14 protein-coding genes and 1 pseudogene are annotated in these 17052 nt (G+C 69.1%); 5 read left to right on the top strand and 10 right to left on the bottom strand.

The genetic code is table 11. The features are described 5' to 3' along the window. Positions 1–2 precede the first annotated feature (2 nt). The 6 genes from pdxT to JOF29_RS15880 all read right to left on the bottom strand — a co-directional run bounded on the left by pdxT (position 3) and on the right by JOF29_RS15880 (position 5660). On the bottom strand, positions 3–596 hold the full coding sequence (gene pdxT, locus JOF29_RS15905; RefSeq protein WP_209694969.1) for a pyridoxal 5'-phosphate synthase glutaminase subunit PdxT: 594 nt from the start codon (positions 594–596) through the stop codon (positions 3–5). Then, complete coding sequence (locus tag JOF29_RS15900; protein ID WP_209694968.1) at positions 593–1144, bottom strand: DUF6891 domain-containing protein; 552 nt, start codon at positions 1142–1144, stop codon at positions 593–595. Before JOF29_RS15900 ends, pdxT begins: the two co-directional genes overlap by 4 nt. Positions 1145–1193: 49 nt before the next feature. Next, entirely contained in the window at positions 1194–2084 is an 891-nt protein-coding gene (locus JOF29_RS15895; RefSeq protein WP_209694967.1) for a carbohydrate ABC transporter permease, read from the bottom strand. After that, the gene (locus tag JOF29_RS15890; protein ID WP_209694966.1) at positions 2081–3070 is read right to left on the bottom strand and encodes a carbohydrate ABC transporter permease; all 990 of its coding nucleotides are present in this window, start codon (positions 3068–3070) and stop codon (positions 2081–2083) included. Before JOF29_RS15890 ends, JOF29_RS15895 begins: the two co-directional genes overlap by 4 nt. Before the next feature lie 2 nt (positions 3071–3072). After that, positions 3073–4488: an N-acetylglucosamine/diacetylchitobiose ABC transporter substrate-binding protein gene (gene ngcE, locus JOF29_RS15885; protein ID WP_209694965.1), complete on the bottom strand. Its 1416-nt coding sequence runs from the start codon at positions 4486–4488 to the stop codon at positions 3073–3075. 368 nt (positions 4489–4856) lie between these two features. After that, positions 4857–5660: an SDR family NAD(P)-dependent oxidoreductase gene (locus JOF29_RS15880; RefSeq protein ID WP_209694964.1), complete on the bottom strand. Its 804-nt coding sequence runs from the start codon at positions 5658–5660 to the stop codon at positions 4857–4859. Positions 5661–5761: 101 nt separating this feature from the next. Here JOF29_RS15880 and JOF29_RS15875 point away from each other — a divergent pair, with 101 nt between their 5' ends. Then, entirely contained in the window at positions 5762–6376 is a 615-nt protein-coding gene (locus tag JOF29_RS15875) for a TetR/AcrR family transcriptional regulator (protein WP_209694963.1), read from the top strand. Between the two features lie 62 nt (positions 6377–6438). Here JOF29_RS15875 and hrpB read toward each other — a convergent pair whose 3' ends face one another. From hrpB to JOF29_RS15860, 3 genes are all read right to left on the bottom strand, one after another. Further along, positions 6439–8988: an ATP-dependent helicase HrpB gene (hrpB, locus tag JOF29_RS15870; protein WP_307863371.1), complete on the bottom strand. Its 2550-nt coding sequence runs from the start codon at positions 8986–8988 to the stop codon at positions 6439–6441. 88 nt (positions 8989–9076) lie between these two features. Further along, positions 9077–9976, bottom strand: coding sequence for a pyridoxal 5'-phosphate synthase lyase subunit PdxS (pdxS, locus tag JOF29_RS15865; protein WP_209694962.1), 900 nt, complete (start codon positions 9974–9976; stop codon positions 9077–9079). A gap of 72 nt (positions 9977–10048) precedes the next feature. After that, positions 10049–11401, bottom strand: coding sequence for an aminotransferase-like domain-containing protein (locus tag JOF29_RS15860; protein ID WP_209694961.1), 1353 nt, complete (start codon positions 11399–11401; stop codon positions 10049–10051). 197 nt (positions 11402–11598) lie between these two features. Between JOF29_RS15860 and JOF29_RS15855 the strand changes: the two are divergent. The 3 genes and pseudogenes from JOF29_RS15855 to JOF29_RS15850 all read left to right on the top strand — a co-directional run. Next, a pseudogene (locus JOF29_RS15855) lies at positions 11599–12807 on the top strand (bifunctional 3'-5' exonuclease/DNA polymerase); the annotation flags it as partial. Next, positions 12797–13210, top strand: coding sequence for a DNA polymerase (locus tag JOF29_RS45330; protein WP_307863563.1), 414 nt, complete (start codon positions 12797–12799; stop codon positions 13208–13210). The pseudogene JOF29_RS15855 and the gene JOF29_RS45330, both read left to right, overlap by 11 nt. Positions 13211–13362: 152 nt before the next feature. After that, the gene (locus JOF29_RS15850) at positions 13363–13638 is read left to right on the top strand and encodes a hypothetical protein (RefSeq protein ID WP_209694960.1); all 276 of its coding nucleotides are present in this window, start codon (positions 13363–13365) and stop codon (positions 13636–13638) included. Here the strand turns inward: JOF29_RS15850 and JOF29_RS15845 are convergent, their stop codons facing one another. Then, the gene (locus tag JOF29_RS15845) at positions 13639–14613 is read right to left on the bottom strand and encodes a sigma-70 family RNA polymerase sigma factor (RefSeq protein WP_245357613.1); all 975 of its coding nucleotides are present in this window, start codon (positions 14611–14613) and stop codon (positions 13639–13641) included. It lies immediately after the preceding gene. Positions 14614–14686: 73 nt separating this feature from the next. Between JOF29_RS15845 and JOF29_RS15840 the strand changes: the two genes are divergently transcribed. Continuing rightward, a complete protein-coding gene (locus tag JOF29_RS15840) occupies positions 14687–17047 on the top strand; it encodes an HAD-IC family P-type ATPase (protein WP_209694959.1) in 2361 nt (786 codons plus the stop codon). Positions 17048–17052 lie beyond the last annotated feature (5 nt).

The following is a 17052-nucleotide window of genomic DNA, read 5'->3' as shown; positions in this document are numbered from 1 at the left end:
GTCTAAAGGCCGCGGACCAGCTCGGCGAAGTAGCCGTGCAGCCTGGCGTCCCCGGTCATCTCCGGATGGAACGACGTGGCCAGCAGCCGATCGTGGCGAACCGCGACGATCCTACCCGCGGCCGGGCCCGACCTCACCGTCGAGAGTACCTCCACGTCCTGTCCGACCCGCTCCACCCACGGTGCACGGATGAATACGGCGTGGTACGGCGTGTCGAAGGCGGCGAACTCGAGGTCCGCCTCGAACGAGTCCACCTGCCGCCCGAACGCGTTCCGCCGGACCGTCACGTCCAGCCCGCCGAGCGTCTCCTGACCGCTGATCCCGCCGGTGATCTCGTCCGCGAGCATGATCATCCCGGCGCAGGTCCCGAACACCGGCATCCCGTCGGCGATCCGCTTCTGCAGCGGCTCGAACAGCTCGAACGACCGAGCCAGCTTGTCCATCGTCGTCGACTCGCCACCCGGCAGCACCAGCGCGTCGACCCGCGCGAGCTCCGCGGGCCGCCGTACCGGAACCGCGTCGACACCCACCTCGGTCAGCATCGCGAGGTGCTCCCGCACATTGCCCTGCAACGCGAACACACCGATAGCCGTCACAGGTTCACTCTCCGTTGCCAGTTGAGTGTGACCTCGATACGGCCCTCGTCGAAGACCGCGGGGAGGTCGTGCTGGTGCAGGAGTGCGAGCACGTCCTCCAGCAGCGGCTCACCGGGCGCGACGTTGGCGGTGTCGGGATGCCAGAGCTTCAGCTCCAGCATCCCGAAGTCGACCGCGTGCCAGACGTCGGTGTCGGTGAAGAACACCAGACCCCGCGGGTCGTCCGCGGACTCCAGCGCCTTCCGGGCGATGTGGTGGTCGGTCGTGTACCGGACCACCACCAGGCCCAGGGCAGCCAGCTCGCCGAGGACGTCGTCGAGCCGATCCGGATCCGTGATCGCGGGCCAGCCGACGGCCTCCTGGTTCAGGTCCATCACGGCCTCGCCGAGCAGCAGCGGTACCAGCGCGGTCGCGTCCATCGACGGCGCGTCCTCCTGGACCGCCTCGGTCAGCGCGGCCGTGATCCCCGCATGGTCCGCGTACCCGGACCGCACCAGCACGCGGGCCAGGCCGCGCAGTTCCCGGGCGGTCCGCTCGTCGACGTGCATACCGCCCAGCGTAGTCCAGGGCAGGTGTCGGGAGACCTGCCCTACCCTGCTACTTGACACCTCCGGCGGTCACGGAGACCTGCAGCTGGCGCTGGAAGATGATGTAGACGACCAGAACAGGCGCCACGGTGATCACCACGGCCGCGAACAACGCGCCGAAGTCCACCGCATAACCGGCCTGCGACGCGAACGACGCCATGCCCTGCGAGAGCACGTAGTTGTTCGAGTTGGTGTTCAGGGCAACGGGCAGCAGGAACTGGTTCCACAACCCCAGGAAGTTGAAGATGGCAACCGAGGCCATGCCCGGCCGCGCCATCGGCAACATCACCGAGAAGAACGAGCGCCACTCCCCGGCCCCGTCGATCTGCGCCGCCTCGTACACCTCGCCCGGCAACGCCTTGAAGAAGGAGTGCAGGAAGAAGACGGTGAACGGCAGCGCGAACGCGACGTACGTGATGATCAACCCTGGAAGGGTGTTCAGCAGCGAGAGATTCTTCAGTACGAAGAACAGCGGCACGATCGCCAGGAAGACCGGGAACGTCAGACCGCCCAGCATCGAGTAGTAGATCAGCCGGTTGCCGGGGAACGTGAACCTGGCCAGTACGTACGCACACATGGCGCCGAGGACCATCACCAGCACCAGCGCGACACCGACGACGACCACCGTGTTCACGAAGTACCGACCGATGCCGGCTGTCGTCCAGGCGTTGGCGTAGTTGCTGAACCGCAGCTTGCCCGGCAGCGACAGCGGGTTGCCCAGGACCTCCTGCGTCGACTTGAACGAGGACAGCAGCGTCCACACGAGCGGCAGGATCACCAGCAGCGACCACAGGATCAGGGCGATGTGGGCAGTCGTGGCGACACCCTTGCCCTCCCGTTTCCCCGTGCCCTGAGCGCGGGACGGGGCAACCACTTCTGCTCCGTCGGCGGTCGTCGTCATCTGCGTACCTTCCGCTCACGTCCGCCGGTCAGGGCGTTCACCAGGAAGACCAGGAGCGCGAACAGCATCGTCACGGCGGCCAGGATCACGCCCATCGCCGTGGAGTAACCGAACTGCCCCTTGGTAAAGGCCGTGGTGAACAGTTGCTGGGGCATCACCAGCGTCGAGTTCTGCGGGCCGCCGCCCGGGTTCAGCGCCTGCATGTAGACGAAGGCGTCGAGGGCGGCGATGCCCAGATAGACGTACGCCGTCTGCACGTTGTCGCGGATCAACGGCAGCACCAGGGACACCGCCGTACGGAACCGGCCGGCGCCGTCGATCCGGGCAGCCTCGAACACCTCAGGGTCGATGCCCCGGATGGCGGCGATGAACAGCACCATGTAGAAGCCGACGAAACCCCAGACCATCACGAACATCGAGGCCGGCATCGCGGTCCGCGCGTCCCCGAGCCACGCGTAGTTCTCGAACTGGTGCAGCCCGATCTTCGAGAGCATGGCGTCCAGGATGCCCGAGGCCGGGGTGAACACCTGCGCCCAGATCAGGCCGATCACGATCGCGGGGATGACGTACGGGAAGAACGAGACGATCCGGTAGTAGCCGGAGTTCCGCAGCCCGCGGACGGTCCCGGTGCCCGAGCCGCCGATCGTCACCAGCGTCGCCAGCGTCAGCGCCAGTACGATCGTCACGATCGGCACGACGATCGCGAGCTCGACGTTGTTGCGGACGGCCTTCAGGAAGATGTCGTCGTGGAACAGCTTGACGTAGTTGTCGAAGCCGACGAAGTTCATTCCCGAGCTGAAACCCGACCAGTCGGTCAGCGAGTACCACAGCGCCTGCACGAACGGCGAGACCACGAAGATCACGAAGACCGCCAGTGGCAGGCCGAGGAACACGACCATGAAGCTGACCCGGTCGAAGGTCAGCGGGCGGCGGCGCCGGCGGGCGGACCGCTTGGGTCCGCCCTCCGTCACGACATCTTGCGTCATGGTCACTTGGTGACCGGAATCTTCTTGACCGAGCTGTCGTTGCGCACCTTGTCGGTGATCTGCTGCAGGCCCTTCGTCAGGCCGGCCGCGTCGAGCTGGCCGGACAGGAACGAGTTCCACACCACCAGCTGGTCGGTGTTCATGCCGTACAGGCCGAAGACCTGGTAGTCGAAGACGTTCGTGCCGGCCGCGTCCAGCATCTGCGTCTGCGACTGCAGGGCGGTCGAACCGAAACCGTCCGCGGGCACCAGGCCCTTGACGATGGTCGGCGCCAGCCGCGTCTTGGCGAAGTTGGTCGCCGCGTCCTTGGACAGCATGGCCCGCAGCAGCTCCCTGCCGCCAGCAACGTTCTTGCCCTTCGACGGCACGATGAACGGCTCACCGGCCGCGCTGCGCAGCGCCTCCCACGGCAGCTTCGGGCTGGCGGTCAGCGTGGGCTCCGGGATGCCCTTCATGTCGAAGCCCGTCTTGGTGGCCTTCTTCATCTCGTTCTCGATCCAGGAACCCGACGGGTACAGGATCGCCTGCTGGTCGTTGCTCCACTTCGCCTGGGCGGCGGTGAACTGGGTGCCGGCGCCACCGGGGACGAAGTACCCGTTCTTGACCATGGTCTCCATGGCCTTGAAGATGCCCTGGAACTGCGGCATCGACCAGCAGTTCGCCTTGAGGTTCTCCAGCGCCAGCCGGACCTCGTCGCCACCCTCCTTGATCGCGCCGTCGACGGCCATCGTGTGGTAGTAGGTGGCGGCTTCCTTGCCCCAGACGAACAGGTACTTGCCCTTGGCCTTGGCCTTGGCGCCGAGGTCGAGCAGATCGTTGTACGTCTTCGGCGTGGTCCACCCGTTGGCCTTGAACAGGCTGTCGGAGTACCACAGGCCGTAGAGGGTGAGCACGTAGTTCATCGCGACGAACTTGCCGTCGAAGGTACCGGGCTTCTTGGCTCCCGGGTACAGGGTGTCGGCGATCTTCTTGCCCTCGTAGTTGTTGGCCTCGAAGACGTCGTCCAGCGTCTCCAGCTGGTCCAGGATCGTGTTGAAGCCGATCTGGTTCGCACCGGAGTTGTCGATCAGGTCCGGCGGGTTGCCGCCGACGAAGCGCGGCTGCAACTGCTGGGCGATCTGCGTCGACGGGGAGACCTTGACGGTCGAGCCCGACTGCTTCTGCTGCACGATGCTGGCCGCGAACGTCACGTAGTCGTAGCCGTAACCGCCGTTGAAGATCACCGCGTCGACGGTCGACTTGTCCGCCATGCCGAACGGGTTGCTCGCGCTCTTCGTCCCGCCCTGCTGCGAGTTGTTGTTGCTGCTGTTGCCACCGGTCGCGCAACTGGCGAGTGTTCCGCCGAGGGGAAGCACCGCAGCCGCCGCCAGACTCCCCCGCAGGAAACCCCGTCGTCCGATCTTGCTGGTCTCGCTCATTTGGTCCTGCCTCTTCTCATTAGATTCCCGAAGGTGCTCGCCCACCCCACGTTCCAGCCACACGATCGGCAGCAGGGCGCACACTCGGCCGTACAGCCGCCCGAGATAATTACGCATTGTCTTGACCAAAGTCGTTCGGCGTCAAGCCTCGGGACGGCGAGTCCTGGGGGCGACGACCGGCGGCCGACCAGCCCTGAACGCCTTCTGCAATGCACGACCCCACGCTTACCGTCCTTCACCAGCACCGCGACCGACGCGCCGAATCCGATCCCATTTCGTGACCTCCGGACAAGCGGATAGCTGCTCGAAAACGTCGAGACCCGATCATCGGCGCGCAGCCGACGACCGGGTCTCCGGTGCGCTCCGGGCTAGTTGACCGTCGGCGTGAACCCGCCGTCGATGCGCAGGTTGGCTCCGTTGACGGATCCGCTGAGTGGGCTTGCCACCAGCGCAGTCAGCGCGGCGATCTCGTGGGGCCGGACGAGGCGGTCCGAGGGGTTGGCCAGCGGGCCGGCGATCAGCGTGCGGGTAGCTGCATCGATGTCGTCCGCCATACCGTGCTGCCGGGCGAAGGCGAGTACAAGGTCACGAAACCCGTCGGTCAGTGCAGGGCCGGGGCTGATGGTGTTGGCGGTGACGCCGGTGCCGGCCAGCTCCTTGGACAGACTGACGGTGAGGTTGGACAGGGCGGCCTTGGTGGCGCTGTAGGCGGCCTTCATCGGCAGCGGGTAGGGATGCGCGGCGCTGCCGATCTGGATGACCCTGCCCCATCGGGCAGTACGCATTGCCGGGGTCAGCGCGCCGATCAGCCGTACCGCGGATGCCACGTTGGCGTTGTAGAGGTGGAGCCACTGGTCGGCACCGCCGGCCAGCCACCCCTCGTCCCGGCCGGTCGCGGCGGCGTTGTTGACCAGGATGTCGACGCCACCGAAGGCCTCCACCGCGGAGACGACCAGTCGCGTTTCGGCCTCCTGGGTCAAGTCGGCCAGCACGACCGCTGCGACGCCGCCGTCGCCGGCGATGGCGGCCGCGGTGGCCTTCGCGCGCTCGGCGTCCCTGCCGTGAACGAGAACGGCGACACCTTCGGCAGCCAGCGCCACCGCGATCGCGCGACCGATCCCGCTGGAGCTGCCGGTCACCAGGGCACGTTTTCCGTTCAGCTGCAGATCCATGAACGCTCCTCGCTCCGCAATTTCATCGGACATCATGTCTTTCACTGGACAGCGTGTCTTTGACTGGACTTGCTGTCAAGCGAAAGCTAGGATCCGACGTCATGGCCGGCCGGAAGTACGAGCAGCGGATGCGGGCGGATGCTGCCGAGCAGACCCGCCGCGACGTACTCGATGCGCTCTACCAACGGCTGCGGGAGGCGCCGACGGAGCCGGTCAGCGTCGAGCGGATCGCGGCGATGGCCGGGGTGTCGCGTTCGACGGTCTACCTGGTGTTCGGTTCCCGTGCCGGGCTGTTCAACGCGCTCGGCGACGACCTTCGCCACCGCGGTGGATTCGATCGCGTCGCCAGCGACACAGGCGATGCCCTGCAGGCACTGCGAGAGTCGATTCGCACCGCCGTACCGATCTTCGCCGAGCACCGCGAGGTGCTGCGGGTGCTCTACTCGCTGGCGACGCTGGACCGGGAGGCGGTTGACGGCGTCATCGATCGGATGGCCGAGGACCGCGCCGCCGGCCTGGTGGTACACGCCGAGCGGCTGGCCGACCAGGGTTTCCTGCGTCCCGGCCTGACCACCACCGACGCCACCCACCTCCTGTGGGCGGTCACCGGATTCGAGTTCTTCGACCAGCTCTACACCGGGCGCGGCCTGCCGGCCGACCAGGTCGCCGACCTCATCATCGCAGCTACCGAACGCCTACTGCTGCGAGACTCCTGACCCATCGCGCCCGGCGCAGACAGTCCGCAGACAGTGCGCAGACACGAGCCAGGTGGCTCGGTTCACCGGCGAGGTTTTGGTCGCTTGGTCGGGAGGGCGGTGAGTGGATCCTCCGGCCACGGATGGCGGGGGTAGCGGGCTCGCAGGTCGGCTCGGACCTGGGGATAGCCCTGCTTCCAGAAAGAGGCGAGGTCGCTCGTGATCGCGACCGGGCGCCGTGCGGGCGACAGCAGGTGCAGAACGACGGGGACTCGACCGTCCGCGACGGCCGGAGTGGCAGTCCAGCCGAATACTTCCTGCAGCTTCACTGCGAGGACCGGCGGCTCGGCACCGTCGTACGCGAGTCGGACCTCGGAGCCCGAGGGGACCCGGAGCCGTTCCGGTGCGAGTTCGCCGAACCGGGTTGCCGCGGGCCATGGCAGTAGTCGCCGGAGTGCCGAAGCCACGTCGATGTGGGCAAGATCGCGCGCGCCTCGCACCGAGGCGAGCTCGGTACCCAGCCATCCGTCCAGGTCGGCCAGCAGTGCTTCGTCGTCGACCGCAGGCCACGGGACTCCGAGGTGAGCGTGGCAGAACGCGAGCCGCTCCCGCAGGGCGAGCGCGGCCTCCGACCAGCGCAGTACGGACAGGCCGCTACGCCGGATACCGTCGCGGACGGCAGCTTGGACGAGCAGCCGGTCGGGCTTTGCCAGCGGGACGTCGTTGAGCACGATCGCGCCGAGTGCCTCGACGCGCCGCGTCACGATCCGGCCGTCGTCCCAGCGGATCTGGTCGGTGGTCGAGACGAGGTCGCCGGCGATGTCTCGCGCGGTCCGCTCGTCGATCGGTGCCGCGGAACGGATCCTGGCGTCGGCGCGACCGGGTGCGCGGTCGGCAACCGCGATCGCCAGCCAGGTCGTGGTCCGCAACGGCGACTGCGGATCCAGCGCGGCACCCGTACCACCAGACATCTGGTACGTCGTCGAGTCGGCCCCCCGGACCCGCGCGATCCGATCCGGATACGCCAGCCCCACCACGATCCCCGCCGCAAGATCATCCGGTACGACGGGCACCCGGCCGCCGGTCGTCGTACCCCGGCCGACCGCCGACCGCACTCCATCCCCACTCATCGGGTCACCGGTCGCCGTTCCTCGGCCGAGGCGCTTCGTCTCTTCTCGCCAGCGGGCCGTGGCTCCGCGGTCCTCGCCGCGGCGGAGGGCTCGCCAGCGGGCCGGTAGATCGTCGCCGAAGTCGCGGCCGGAGTCGTCCGAGAGCATCGCGACGACCTCGCGTGCCCGGTCGGCGCCGACCCGCGGCGTACCGTCCAGCAACGCACGGGCCAACCGAGGATGCGCCCCGATCGCCGCCATCCGCCGTCCCCGCTCGGTGATCCGGCCGCCGTCGTCCAGGGCGTCGAGGCGGCGCAGCAGTTCGGTGGCCGCGGTCATCGCCACTGCCGGCGGCTCCTCGAGCAAGGTCAGACCGTCGCCGGCCGGCGCCCCCCACGCCGCGAGGTCGAGGGCGAAGGCGGCCAGATCGGCGATCGCGATCTCCGGCGCCGGATGATCGTCGAGATGCGAGTGGTCGGTGGCAGACCAGCACCGATAGACCCGGCCAGGCGCCTCCCGCCCGGCACGACCCGCTCGCTGGTCGGCCGACGACTTCGAAACCCGGCAGGTGACCAATGCGCCCAGGCCACGGGACTGATCGGTCCGCGGCTCCCGGGCAAGACCCGCGTCGACCACAACCCTGACCCCGGGCACCGTCAGCGAACTCTCCGCGACCGACGTCGTAACCACGATCCGACGGGTGGCGGCCGGCGTCAACGCGCGCTCCTGTTCAGCCCTGGACTGGCGACCGAACAACGGCAGGACATTCTCACCGGCCAACCGGCGGGTCACACCGTTGATCTCGGCCTCCCCCGGGACGAACACGAGGATGTCGCCGTCGTTCTCGGTCAGTGCCCGCCGTACGACGGTCGCGACGTGATCGAGCAGGCGTGGGTCGACCCGCCCACCGGGGAGCAGCGGCACGGGGACCGGTGGTGGGGCCCAATCGATCGCCACGTCGAACAGCGCGGCAGACGCGGTGATCACAGGAGCCGTGCCCAACGCGCGACTCAGTCTGATGGTGTCCGGCGTGGCCGAGGTCGCGACAATCGCCAGGTCGTCCCGAAGATTCGCCCGGATGTCGACGCAGAACGCGAGCAGCAGATCGGCGTCGAGGTGCCGCTCGTGGCACTCGTCGATCACAATCGCGGCGACACCGGGCAACTCCGGGTTCTGCTGCAGACGCCGTACCAGGAGCCCGGTCGTCACCACTTCGACGCGCAAACCTTTGCCGCCGCTGCGTTCGCCGCGCATCGCGTAGCCGATCCGCTGCCCGAGCGGTTCGCCGACCAGCATCGCCAGCCGGGTCGCCGCCGCGCGGGTTGCCATCCTCCGCGGCTCGGCGACGATGACCGTGCCCCCGAGCGCATCGCCCAGCGCAAGCGGCAACAGCGAGGTCTTCCCCGATCCAGGCGGCGCGACCAACACCGCAGTACCGTGCGAACGCACCGCATCGACCGTGGCAGGCAGAACCGCCCGGACAGGCAGATCCGCCCCCGGCACCGACGATTCAGGCAGCAACACGCCCCGACGTTAACCGACCACCACGGCTCGCGCCGCGCGGCTCATGCCGCCGGCGGCGACACGAGCCGGAATGCCCCGTTGATCAGCCTTACCAGCCGCGCTCGGCGAGGCGGTGCGGCTGCGGGATCTCGTCGACGTTGATGCCGACCATCGCCTCGCCCAGGCCGCGGGAGACCTTGGCGATCACGTCCGGGTCGTCGTGGAAGGTGGTTGCCTTCACGATCGCCTCGGCGCGCTGGGCCGGGTTGCCGGACTTGAAGATGCCGGAGCCCACGAACACGCCCTCGGCGCCGAGCTGCATCATCATCGCGGCGTCGGCCGGGGTCGCGATACCGCCGGCGGTGAACAGTACGACGGGCAGCTTGCCGGCCTGCGCGACCTCCTTGACCAGCTCGTACGGCGCCTGCAGCTCCTTCGCGGCGACGTACAACTCGTCCTCCGGAAGGTTCTGCAGCTTGCGGATCTCCTGGCGGATCTGGCGCATGTGGGTGGTCGCGTTGGAGACGTCTCCGGTGCCGGCCTCGCCCTTGGAGCGGATCATCGCCGCGCCCTCGGTGATCCGGCGGAGCGCCTCGCCGAGGTTGGTCGCGCCGCACACGAACGGCACGGTGAACTGCCACTTGTCGATGTGGTTCGCGTAGTCGGCCGGGGTCAGCACCTCGGACTCGTCGATGTAGTCCACCCCGAGGCTCTGCAGCACCTGCGCCTCGACGAAGTGACCGATCCGGGCCTTGGCCATCACCGGGATCGAGACCGCGCTGATGATCCTGTCGATCATGTCCGGGTCGCTCATCCGGGAGACGCCGCCCTGCGCGCGGATGTCGGCCGGGACCCGCTCCAGCGCCATCACCGCGACCGCGCCGGCGTCCTCGGCGATCTTCGCCTGCTCGGCGGTGACGACGTCCATGATCACGCCGCCCTTGAGCATCTCCGCCATGCCGCGCTTCACCTTCGAAGTACCGGTCTCGGGCGTCTGGTTCTCGGTCACTGCATCCTCCTGAACGTGGGGCTCATGTCCAGATTAGGAGGTGTCGGGCACTCAACATCAGTCCACTCCGGATCAAGTGGACTGAAGCGCCTCCCCCAGCCGGGCGACCACCAGCCGGAGCGTCGCCGGCGGCGCGGTGAACGGGATGCGGATGTGCCGGCGGTCGGTCGCGTCCGGCGTGAACAGGTCACCGGCCCCGAGCAGCAACGACCGCTCCCGGGCTGCCTCCAGCACCCGCCGCGCCCTGGTCTCGGTCAGCTCCAGCCAGAGCGTCATACCGCCGGTCGGCGTGGCCCAGGCCACACCGTCCAACGTCCGCAGTCCGGTCTCGAGAGCGTTCAGGTTGGCCCGCAGCCGCGTCCGCCGCCGCCCGATCACCTTGTCGAGCTTGGGAACGATCGCCTGCGCCAGCAGATCGTCCAACGCACTGGGCGACGCGACACTCAACTGAGCCGCGGTGTTGATCCGCCGCCGCAGCTGCTTCCCGGTCCTGACCCACCCGACCCGCAGCCCACCCCAGACGGTCTTCGACAGCGAGCCCACGCTCACAGTTCTGGGATATCGGCTCAGCGGCTCGGCCTGCTTCCCGTTCGCCAGCCAAAGCGGCCGCATGGTCTCGTCACTGATCAGAGCCGCGCCGTACCTGCGCGCGATCTCGACCACGGCCTGCCGGCGGTCGGCAGGCAGACTCAAACCCGTCGGGTTGTGATTGTCCGCCTGCAGATAGATCACCTTCGGCCGATGCCGCCGGCACAGATGCGCCAGCTGATCGGTGTCCCACACCCCGGCCGGCCACCCCGCCACGTCCAGCCGAAACTTACGCAGCAGATCGAACGCAGCCGGGTACGTCGGTGTCTCGGTGATGGCCACACCAGGCCCAAGGTCCAATCCGGCCAGGGCCGCGTTAAGACCCGCTGCTGCTCCCACCGTCAACGTGAGCTGCTCCGGCTCGGTAGGAACACCCTCCTTCGTGAGCCGCTCGGCCAGCGCAGCCCTCAGCTCCTGGGAACCACCTGGCGGCGGCCCGTCCCCTCCCATCGCCTGCGGCAACCCGTCCTGGACGATCTGCGCCGCCGCCTCCGCCACGTCGTGCGGTGCGGCGGTCGTCGCGAAGCGCAGGTCCAGGACCGGCCGGTCCCCCGCGGTCACCGTCGACGCCGGCGCCACCGGGTCCAGCAGACGGTCGAGCGGACGTACGACGGTCCCGGAGCCCCGCTTCGTCTCCAGTACGCCGTCCTGCCGCAGGTTCTCCAGCGCGCGGACGACGGTCACCCGGCTGACGCCGAGCCGCTCCGCGAGGACCCGCTCCGACGGCAGCCGCGACCCGATCGACAGGTCGCCGCGCTCGATCCGCCGCAGTACCAACCCCTCGACCTGCTCGGTCTTCGTCCCGTCCGCCGTATCCAGGTCCCCCACCCGCCACATAAGTCCAGCTTCCCACAACTGGCCTTACAGCCCGACTTTGAGCACCCACCAACCAGATCCCGGCCGCGGAAACGGTTGGTGGATGCTCAAAGACGGCGGGTGCGGGGATTGTCGGTGCGGGGATTGTCGGTGCGGGGTGTGAGGATTTGGGGGTGGACGAGAGGTGGGCGATCGCGCCGGGTGAGGGTGGGGGCGCGATGGTGGTCGCGTTGCATCCGGACGGGCAGCCTGCCGGGGACGTGGTGCAGGAGCCGGATCTGGTGGCGGCGGTGGCGTCGCGGCCGCAGGTGGCGCGGTGGGTGTGGCGGTCGACGGCGGAGATCTACCCGCGGCTGCTCGCGGCCGGTGTGCGGGTGGAGCGGTGCTACGACATCGAGAACTCCGAAGGCCTGCTGCTCGGCCACGAGGGCCGGCTCGGAGAGCCACGGTCCGCGGCGGCCGCGTGGGGCCGGTTGAGCGGCGGCCCGATCCCGGCCGACCCGCCGCTGCGCGCCGTCGTACCGGGTGAGCAGTCGTCGTTGTTCGAGATCGCCGCGGAGCCGGTCCCGTTCGGGGCGCTGCTGAAGGTGTACGCCGACCAGCTCCGGCGGCACGGTCTCGCCGAGTACCCGGAGCGCATGCGGTTGCTCACGGCATCGGAATCGTCCGCGATGCTGATCGCCGCCGAGATGGACCTGGCCGGGCTGCCGTGGAGCGCGGACGCGCACCGGGCGCTGCTGAGCGAGCTGCTCGGCGAGCGGTTCGCCGGGTCCGGTGAGCCGCGCCGGCTGACCGAGCTCGCCGACGAGATCTCGGCGGCGTTCGGGCACCGGGTGCGGCCGGAGCTGCCGGCCGACGTACTGAAGGCGTTCAAGCAGGCCGGGTACCAGGTGAAGTCGACGCGGAAGTGGGAGCTCGAGCAGCTGGACCATCCGGCGGTCGCGCCGCTGCTGGAGTACAAGACGCTGTACCGGATCTACACGGCGAACGGGTGGAGCTGGCTGAACGACTGGGTCCATGACGGGCGGTTCCGGCCCGGGTTCCTGCCCGGCGGGACGGTGTCGGGTCGTTGGGTGACCAACGGCGGCGGCGGGCTGCAGATCCCGAAGGTGATCCGGCGGGCGGTGGTCGCGGATCCCGGGTGGCGGCTGGTGGTCGCGGACGCCTCGCAGCTCGAGCCGCGGGTGCTGGCCGCGATCTCGCGGGACCGGGCGCTGATGGAGGTCGCGAGCGATCCGGGCGACCTCTACAAGGCGGTGTCGGACCGGGCGTTCTCCGGCGACCGCGCGCAGGCCAAGATCGCCGTACTGGGCGCTATCTACGGGCAGACCTCGGGCGACGGGCTGAAGAACCTGGCGATGCTGCGGAAGCGGTTCCCGCAGGCGGTCGGGTACGTCGACGACGCGGCACGGGCGGGTGAGGACGGGCGACTGGTCCGCACGTACCTCGGCCGTACCTGCCCACCGAGCGGCCACCCGCTCGACGAGGCCCCTCCTCGAGGGACCGCCTGCGGACGTACCCGCCACGGACCCGCGGCACGCCCGCGCCCGCGGCCGCTTCACCCGGAACTTCGTCGTACAGGGCAGCGCCGCCGACTGGGCCCTGCTGCTCCTGGCGGCCCTCCGCCAGTCCCTGACCCCGCTGAAGGCGGAGCTGGTCTTCTTCCAGCACGACGAGGTCATCGTCCACTGCCCCGCCGACGAAGCCGACCAGGTCGCCGAGACCATCCAAAAGGCCGGCGACCTCGCCGGCACCCTCACCTTCGGCCCCACCCCCACCAACTTCGCCTTCACCACCGCTACCGTCCAGATCTACGCGGACGCGAAGTAGCAGACCAATTCCAGCCCGCCGGTGCGGGGTATCGCCGGGACCGATCCGAAAATGGTCCAACCGCAGCTAACTCTCCGTGAATCTCCAGCAAACGGTGACCTCTCGCGCCGATATGTTGACTGCGTTCCGTCACCGACATTCGGAGGCTAAACATGGCCAACTACGGCAGGCAGACACCGGGGTTTAGTGAGGGCAGGGGAAAGGGTCCACTGCCAGGAACCATCGAGGAACGGCAGGCAAGAGACGCTCAGAAGGCGAAGGACGCGGCCAAAGAAGCGAAGAAGGCCGCAAAACCGGCGAAGCCGAGCAGCGATGACCGTCGGACGAGGCGCGCCAACATGGACGTGAATGCCGCAATGGAGAACGGCCGCTCCGTGTCCGGCCGCAAAGCCGCCCGCGTGGCCAAGGGCCGCAGCAGGCTCGATTAGTCACGGCCGACGAATCCCGGGTAGTCCGTAGAGCCGGTAATCGGTGGTCTCGAAGGCGGTGATCTCGGCAATGCGGCCCGACTCGAGGCGGAAAACGTCCAGCGCGGACAATTGGTATTCGGTTCCGCCGGGACGTCGGAGATAGGCGGCCAATGTCGGCTGGCGGTTGACAGTGGTCGGGTGAAATCGCCAGCGGCCATCGAAGTTGGGGATCAGCGAGCGCAGTGCGTCGTCGCGGCCCTGGAACCAGAACGGGTACGGCGGCATCGTGATGCGGACGTCTTCGTGCATGAGGGCGGCCAGGGCGTCGGGGTCGGCGTTGTCCCAGGCGGTGACGTAGCGGGCCAGGAGTTCGCGTTCGTCGTCGGACGTGTCGCGGGCCGTCCATTCGGAGCGGTGGGGTGGTAGGTGTTCACGCAGTACCGGGCGGGCTCGTTGGAGGGCCGAGTTGACCGCTGCCACCGACAGGTCGACGACGGCGGCGGTCTCCCGGGCGGACCAGCCGAGGACGTCGCGGAATATCAGGACGGCGCGCTGCCGTGGTGGCAGGTGCTGGATCGCGATCAGGAACGCCAGCTCGATCGTCTCCCGCCGGATCACCGTCGCGTCCGGCTCCTCGGAGCGGTCGAGCAGTACGTCGGGGAACGGCTGCAGCCACGGCACGTCCTCCCGCGGAGGTAGCGCCGTCGCCGGGAACGACGCAGGCTCCAGCTGGTACGGCAGCACCCGCTGCGGCCGTCGTACGTCGTCGATGCACACGTTCGTCGCGATCCGGTACAACCAGGCCCGCAGCGACGAGCGTCCCTCGAAGCTCTCCCGGCCGCGCCACGCCCGCAGCAGCGTCTCCTGGACCACGTCCTCCGCGTCGTCGAACGACCCGAGCATCCGGTAGCAGTGCACACGCAGCTCGTGCCGGTACCGCTCGGCCCGTTCCGCAAACCCGTCCGCCGACATCACGTGCCCATTCAAGCCCATTGAATGCGCCGTACGCCGCCATCACACCGGTACGCTGGTCCGCACCGCCGCCGCTACCGAGAAGGATGTCCCAATGGGCAGTGGGCTGACCGCCGCGGAGGTCGCGGAGCGGGTCGCGGACGGCCGGACGAACGCGGTGCAGGTACGGACCAGCCGGACGTTCGGGCAGATCGTCCGCGCCAACGTGTTCACGTTCTTCAACGGGCTGCTCGGCACGCTCCTGGTCGCGGTGATCGCCACCGGCAGCTGGCAGAACGCCCTGTTCGGCTTCGTGATCCTGACGAACTCCGGCATCGGCATCTTCCAGGAGGTGCGCGCCAAACGGACCCTGGACAGGCTCGCGCTGCTCAACGTCACGCACGTCCGGGTGGTCCGCGACGGCGCGGTCCAGGAGGTCGGGATCGCCGACGTCGTCCAGGACGACCTGGTCCGGATCGGCAGCGGCGACCAGGTCCCCGCCGACGGACCGGTACTGCGTTCCGAAGGCCTCGAACTGGACGAGTCGATGCTGACCGGCGAGTCCGACCCGGTGCACAAGCGCCCCGGCGACGAGGTCCGCTCCGGCGCGATCGTGGTCGCCGGCGAGGGCGACTTCACCGCGGCCTCGGTCGGCTCGCAGACGTACGCCGCCAAGCTCGCCGCCGAGGCCCGCCGCTACCAGGTCACCAAGTCCGAGCTCGTCGCCGGCACCACGCTGCTGCTCCGCCGGATCTCGCTGATCCTGCTGGTCGTCGGCCCGCTGCTGCTCTGGGCACAGTTCCGCAGCAAGGACAACCACAGCTGGCAGGAGGCCGTCACCGGTACGGTCGCCGGCCTGGTCGGGATGATCCCCGAAGGGCTGGTGCTGCTGACGTCGCTGGCGTTCATGCTGGCGATCATCACGCTGGCCCGGCGGGACACGCTCGTCCAGGAACTCCCCGCGGTCGAAGGTCTCGCCCGCGTGGACGTGGTCTGCCTGGACAAGACCGGCACGCTGACCAGCGGCGAGATCGTCCTCGACCGGCTGGTCCCGCTGAGCGCGGACGGCCGTACCGAGGAAGCGCTCGCGCTGGCCGCCGTCAGCGACACCCCGAACGCCACCGGCCGGGCGATCACGGCGTCGTACGCCGACACGTCCATGACCGCACTCGCGCGGGTCCCGTTCTCCTCCGCGCGCAAGTGGCAATCGGTGACGACGGCAACCGACACGTGGGTGCTCGGCGCCCCCGAGATGGTCCTGATCGACACCACCGATCCGGCCACCGCGGACGCCCGCGCGCAGGCCGACGAGATCGCCGCGCAGGGCCGGCGGGTGCTCGTCCTGGCCCGCGGTACGGCGCAGGACGACGGCCAGCTGCCCGGGAGGCTCGTACCGGTGACCCTCGTCGTACTCGCCGAGCGGATCCGGGACGACGCGGCCCCGACGATGCGGTACTTCACCGAGCAGGGCGTCGAGCTGAAGGTGATCTCCGGCGACAACCCGCGGACGGTCGGCGCGGTCGCCGCCGCGGTCGGCGTACCGGGAGTCAACGGTGCCGAGGACGCCGTCGATGCGCGGACGTTGCCCGAGGACCTCGACGAGCTGGCCGCCGTACTGGACGAGTCGTCGGCGTTCGGGCGGGTCAGCCCGCAGCAGAAGCGGGCGATGGTCGCGGCGCTGCAGCGGCGCGGGCACGTCGTCGCGATGACCGGCGACGGCGTGAACGACGCGCTCGCGCTGAAGGACGCGGACATCGGTGTTGCGATGGGCAACGGTTCGGCGGCGACCCGGGCGGTCGCGCAGCTGGTACTGCTCGACGGGCAGTTCCGGCACCTGCCGGACGTGGTCGCCGAGGGCCGGCGGGTGATCGCGAACATCGAGCGGGCCGCGAGCCTGTTCCTGGTGAAGAACGTGTACTCGCTGCTGCTGACCGTGATCACGGCGACCACGATGGTCGCGTACCCGCTGGCGCCGATCCAGCTGACCCTGATCTCGAACCTGACGATCGGCATCCCGGCGTTCTTCCTCGCGATCGGGCCGAACAAACGGCGCTACGTCCCCGGGTTCCTGGGTCGCGTACTGCGGTTCGCCGTACCTGTGGGTGTGGTGACGGCGACGTGCGCGTTCACCGGATACTGGCTGGTGCGGGTGTTCGATCCGGGCGCCTCGGTCGCGGAGGCCCGCACCGTCACGACCATCGTCGTACTGGTCGTCTCGTTGTGGACGTTGTCGATCCAGGCCAGGCCGTTCCGGCTCTGGAAGGCGGGGCTGGTCGCGGCGATGGCGGCGCTGGCGGCGGTCGCCGTACTCGTGCCGGCGATCGGCAACGGCATCTTCCTGCTGGAGGTGAGCCCCCGCCGGGCCCTCGGCGCCCTGGCGATGGGCGCGGTAGGCATCATCCTGATCGAACTCGTCCGCGCTGTCGCAGCCCGCATACGACGCACCAGCACCCCAAGCCCCCACCAGCCGGCGTAGCTTTC

This window comes from Kribbella aluminosa (assembly GCF_017876295.1).
GTDB classification, from domain to species: Bacteria; Actinomycetota; Actinomycetes; order Propionibacteriales; family Kribbellaceae; genus Kribbella; species Kribbella aluminosa.
The sequence above is the reverse complement of the archived record's forward strand: the minus strand, read 5'-3'. Positions and strand labels throughout refer to the sequence as shown.

Coding starts and splice junctions, on each gene's coding strand:
- JOF29_RS15900 (WP_209694968.1), bottom strand. CDS start 1,144: ATGCACGTCGACGAGCGGACCGCCCGGGAACTGCGCGGCCTGGCCCGC.
- JOF29_RS15880 (WP_209694964.1), bottom strand. CDS start 5,660: ATGGATCTGCAGCTGAACGGAAAACGTGCCCTGGTGACCGGCAGCTCC.
- JOF29_RS15850 (WP_209694960.1), top strand. CDS start 13,363: ATGGCCAACTACGGCAGGCAGACACCGGGGTTTAGTGAGGGCAGGGGA.
- JOF29_RS15860 (WP_209694961.1), bottom strand. CDS start 11,401: ATGTGGCGGGTGGGGGACCTGGATACGGCGGACGGGACGAAGACCGAG.
- JOF29_RS15845 (WP_245357613.1), bottom strand. CDS start 14,613: ATGGGCTTGAATGGGCACGTGATGTCGGCGGACGGGTTTGCGGAACGG.
- JOF29_RS15875 (WP_209694963.1), top strand. CDS start 5,762: ATGGCCGGCCGGAAGTACGAGCAGCGGATGCGGGCGGATGCTGCCGAG.
- JOF29_RS15895 (WP_209694967.1), bottom strand. CDS start 2,084: ATGACGACGACCGCCGACGGAGCAGAAGTGGTTGCCCCGTCCCGCGCT.
- JOF29_RS15890 (WP_209694966.1), bottom strand. CDS start 3,070: ATGACGCAAGATGTCGTGACGGAGGGCGGACCCAAGCGGTCCGCCCGC.
- ngcE (WP_209694965.1), bottom strand. CDS start 4,488: ATGAGCGAGACCAGCAAGATCGGACGACGGGGTTTCCTGCGGGGGAGT.
- JOF29_RS15840 (WP_209694959.1), top strand. CDS start 14,687: ATGGGCAGTGGGCTGACCGCCGCGGAGGTCGCGGAGCGGGTCGCGGAC.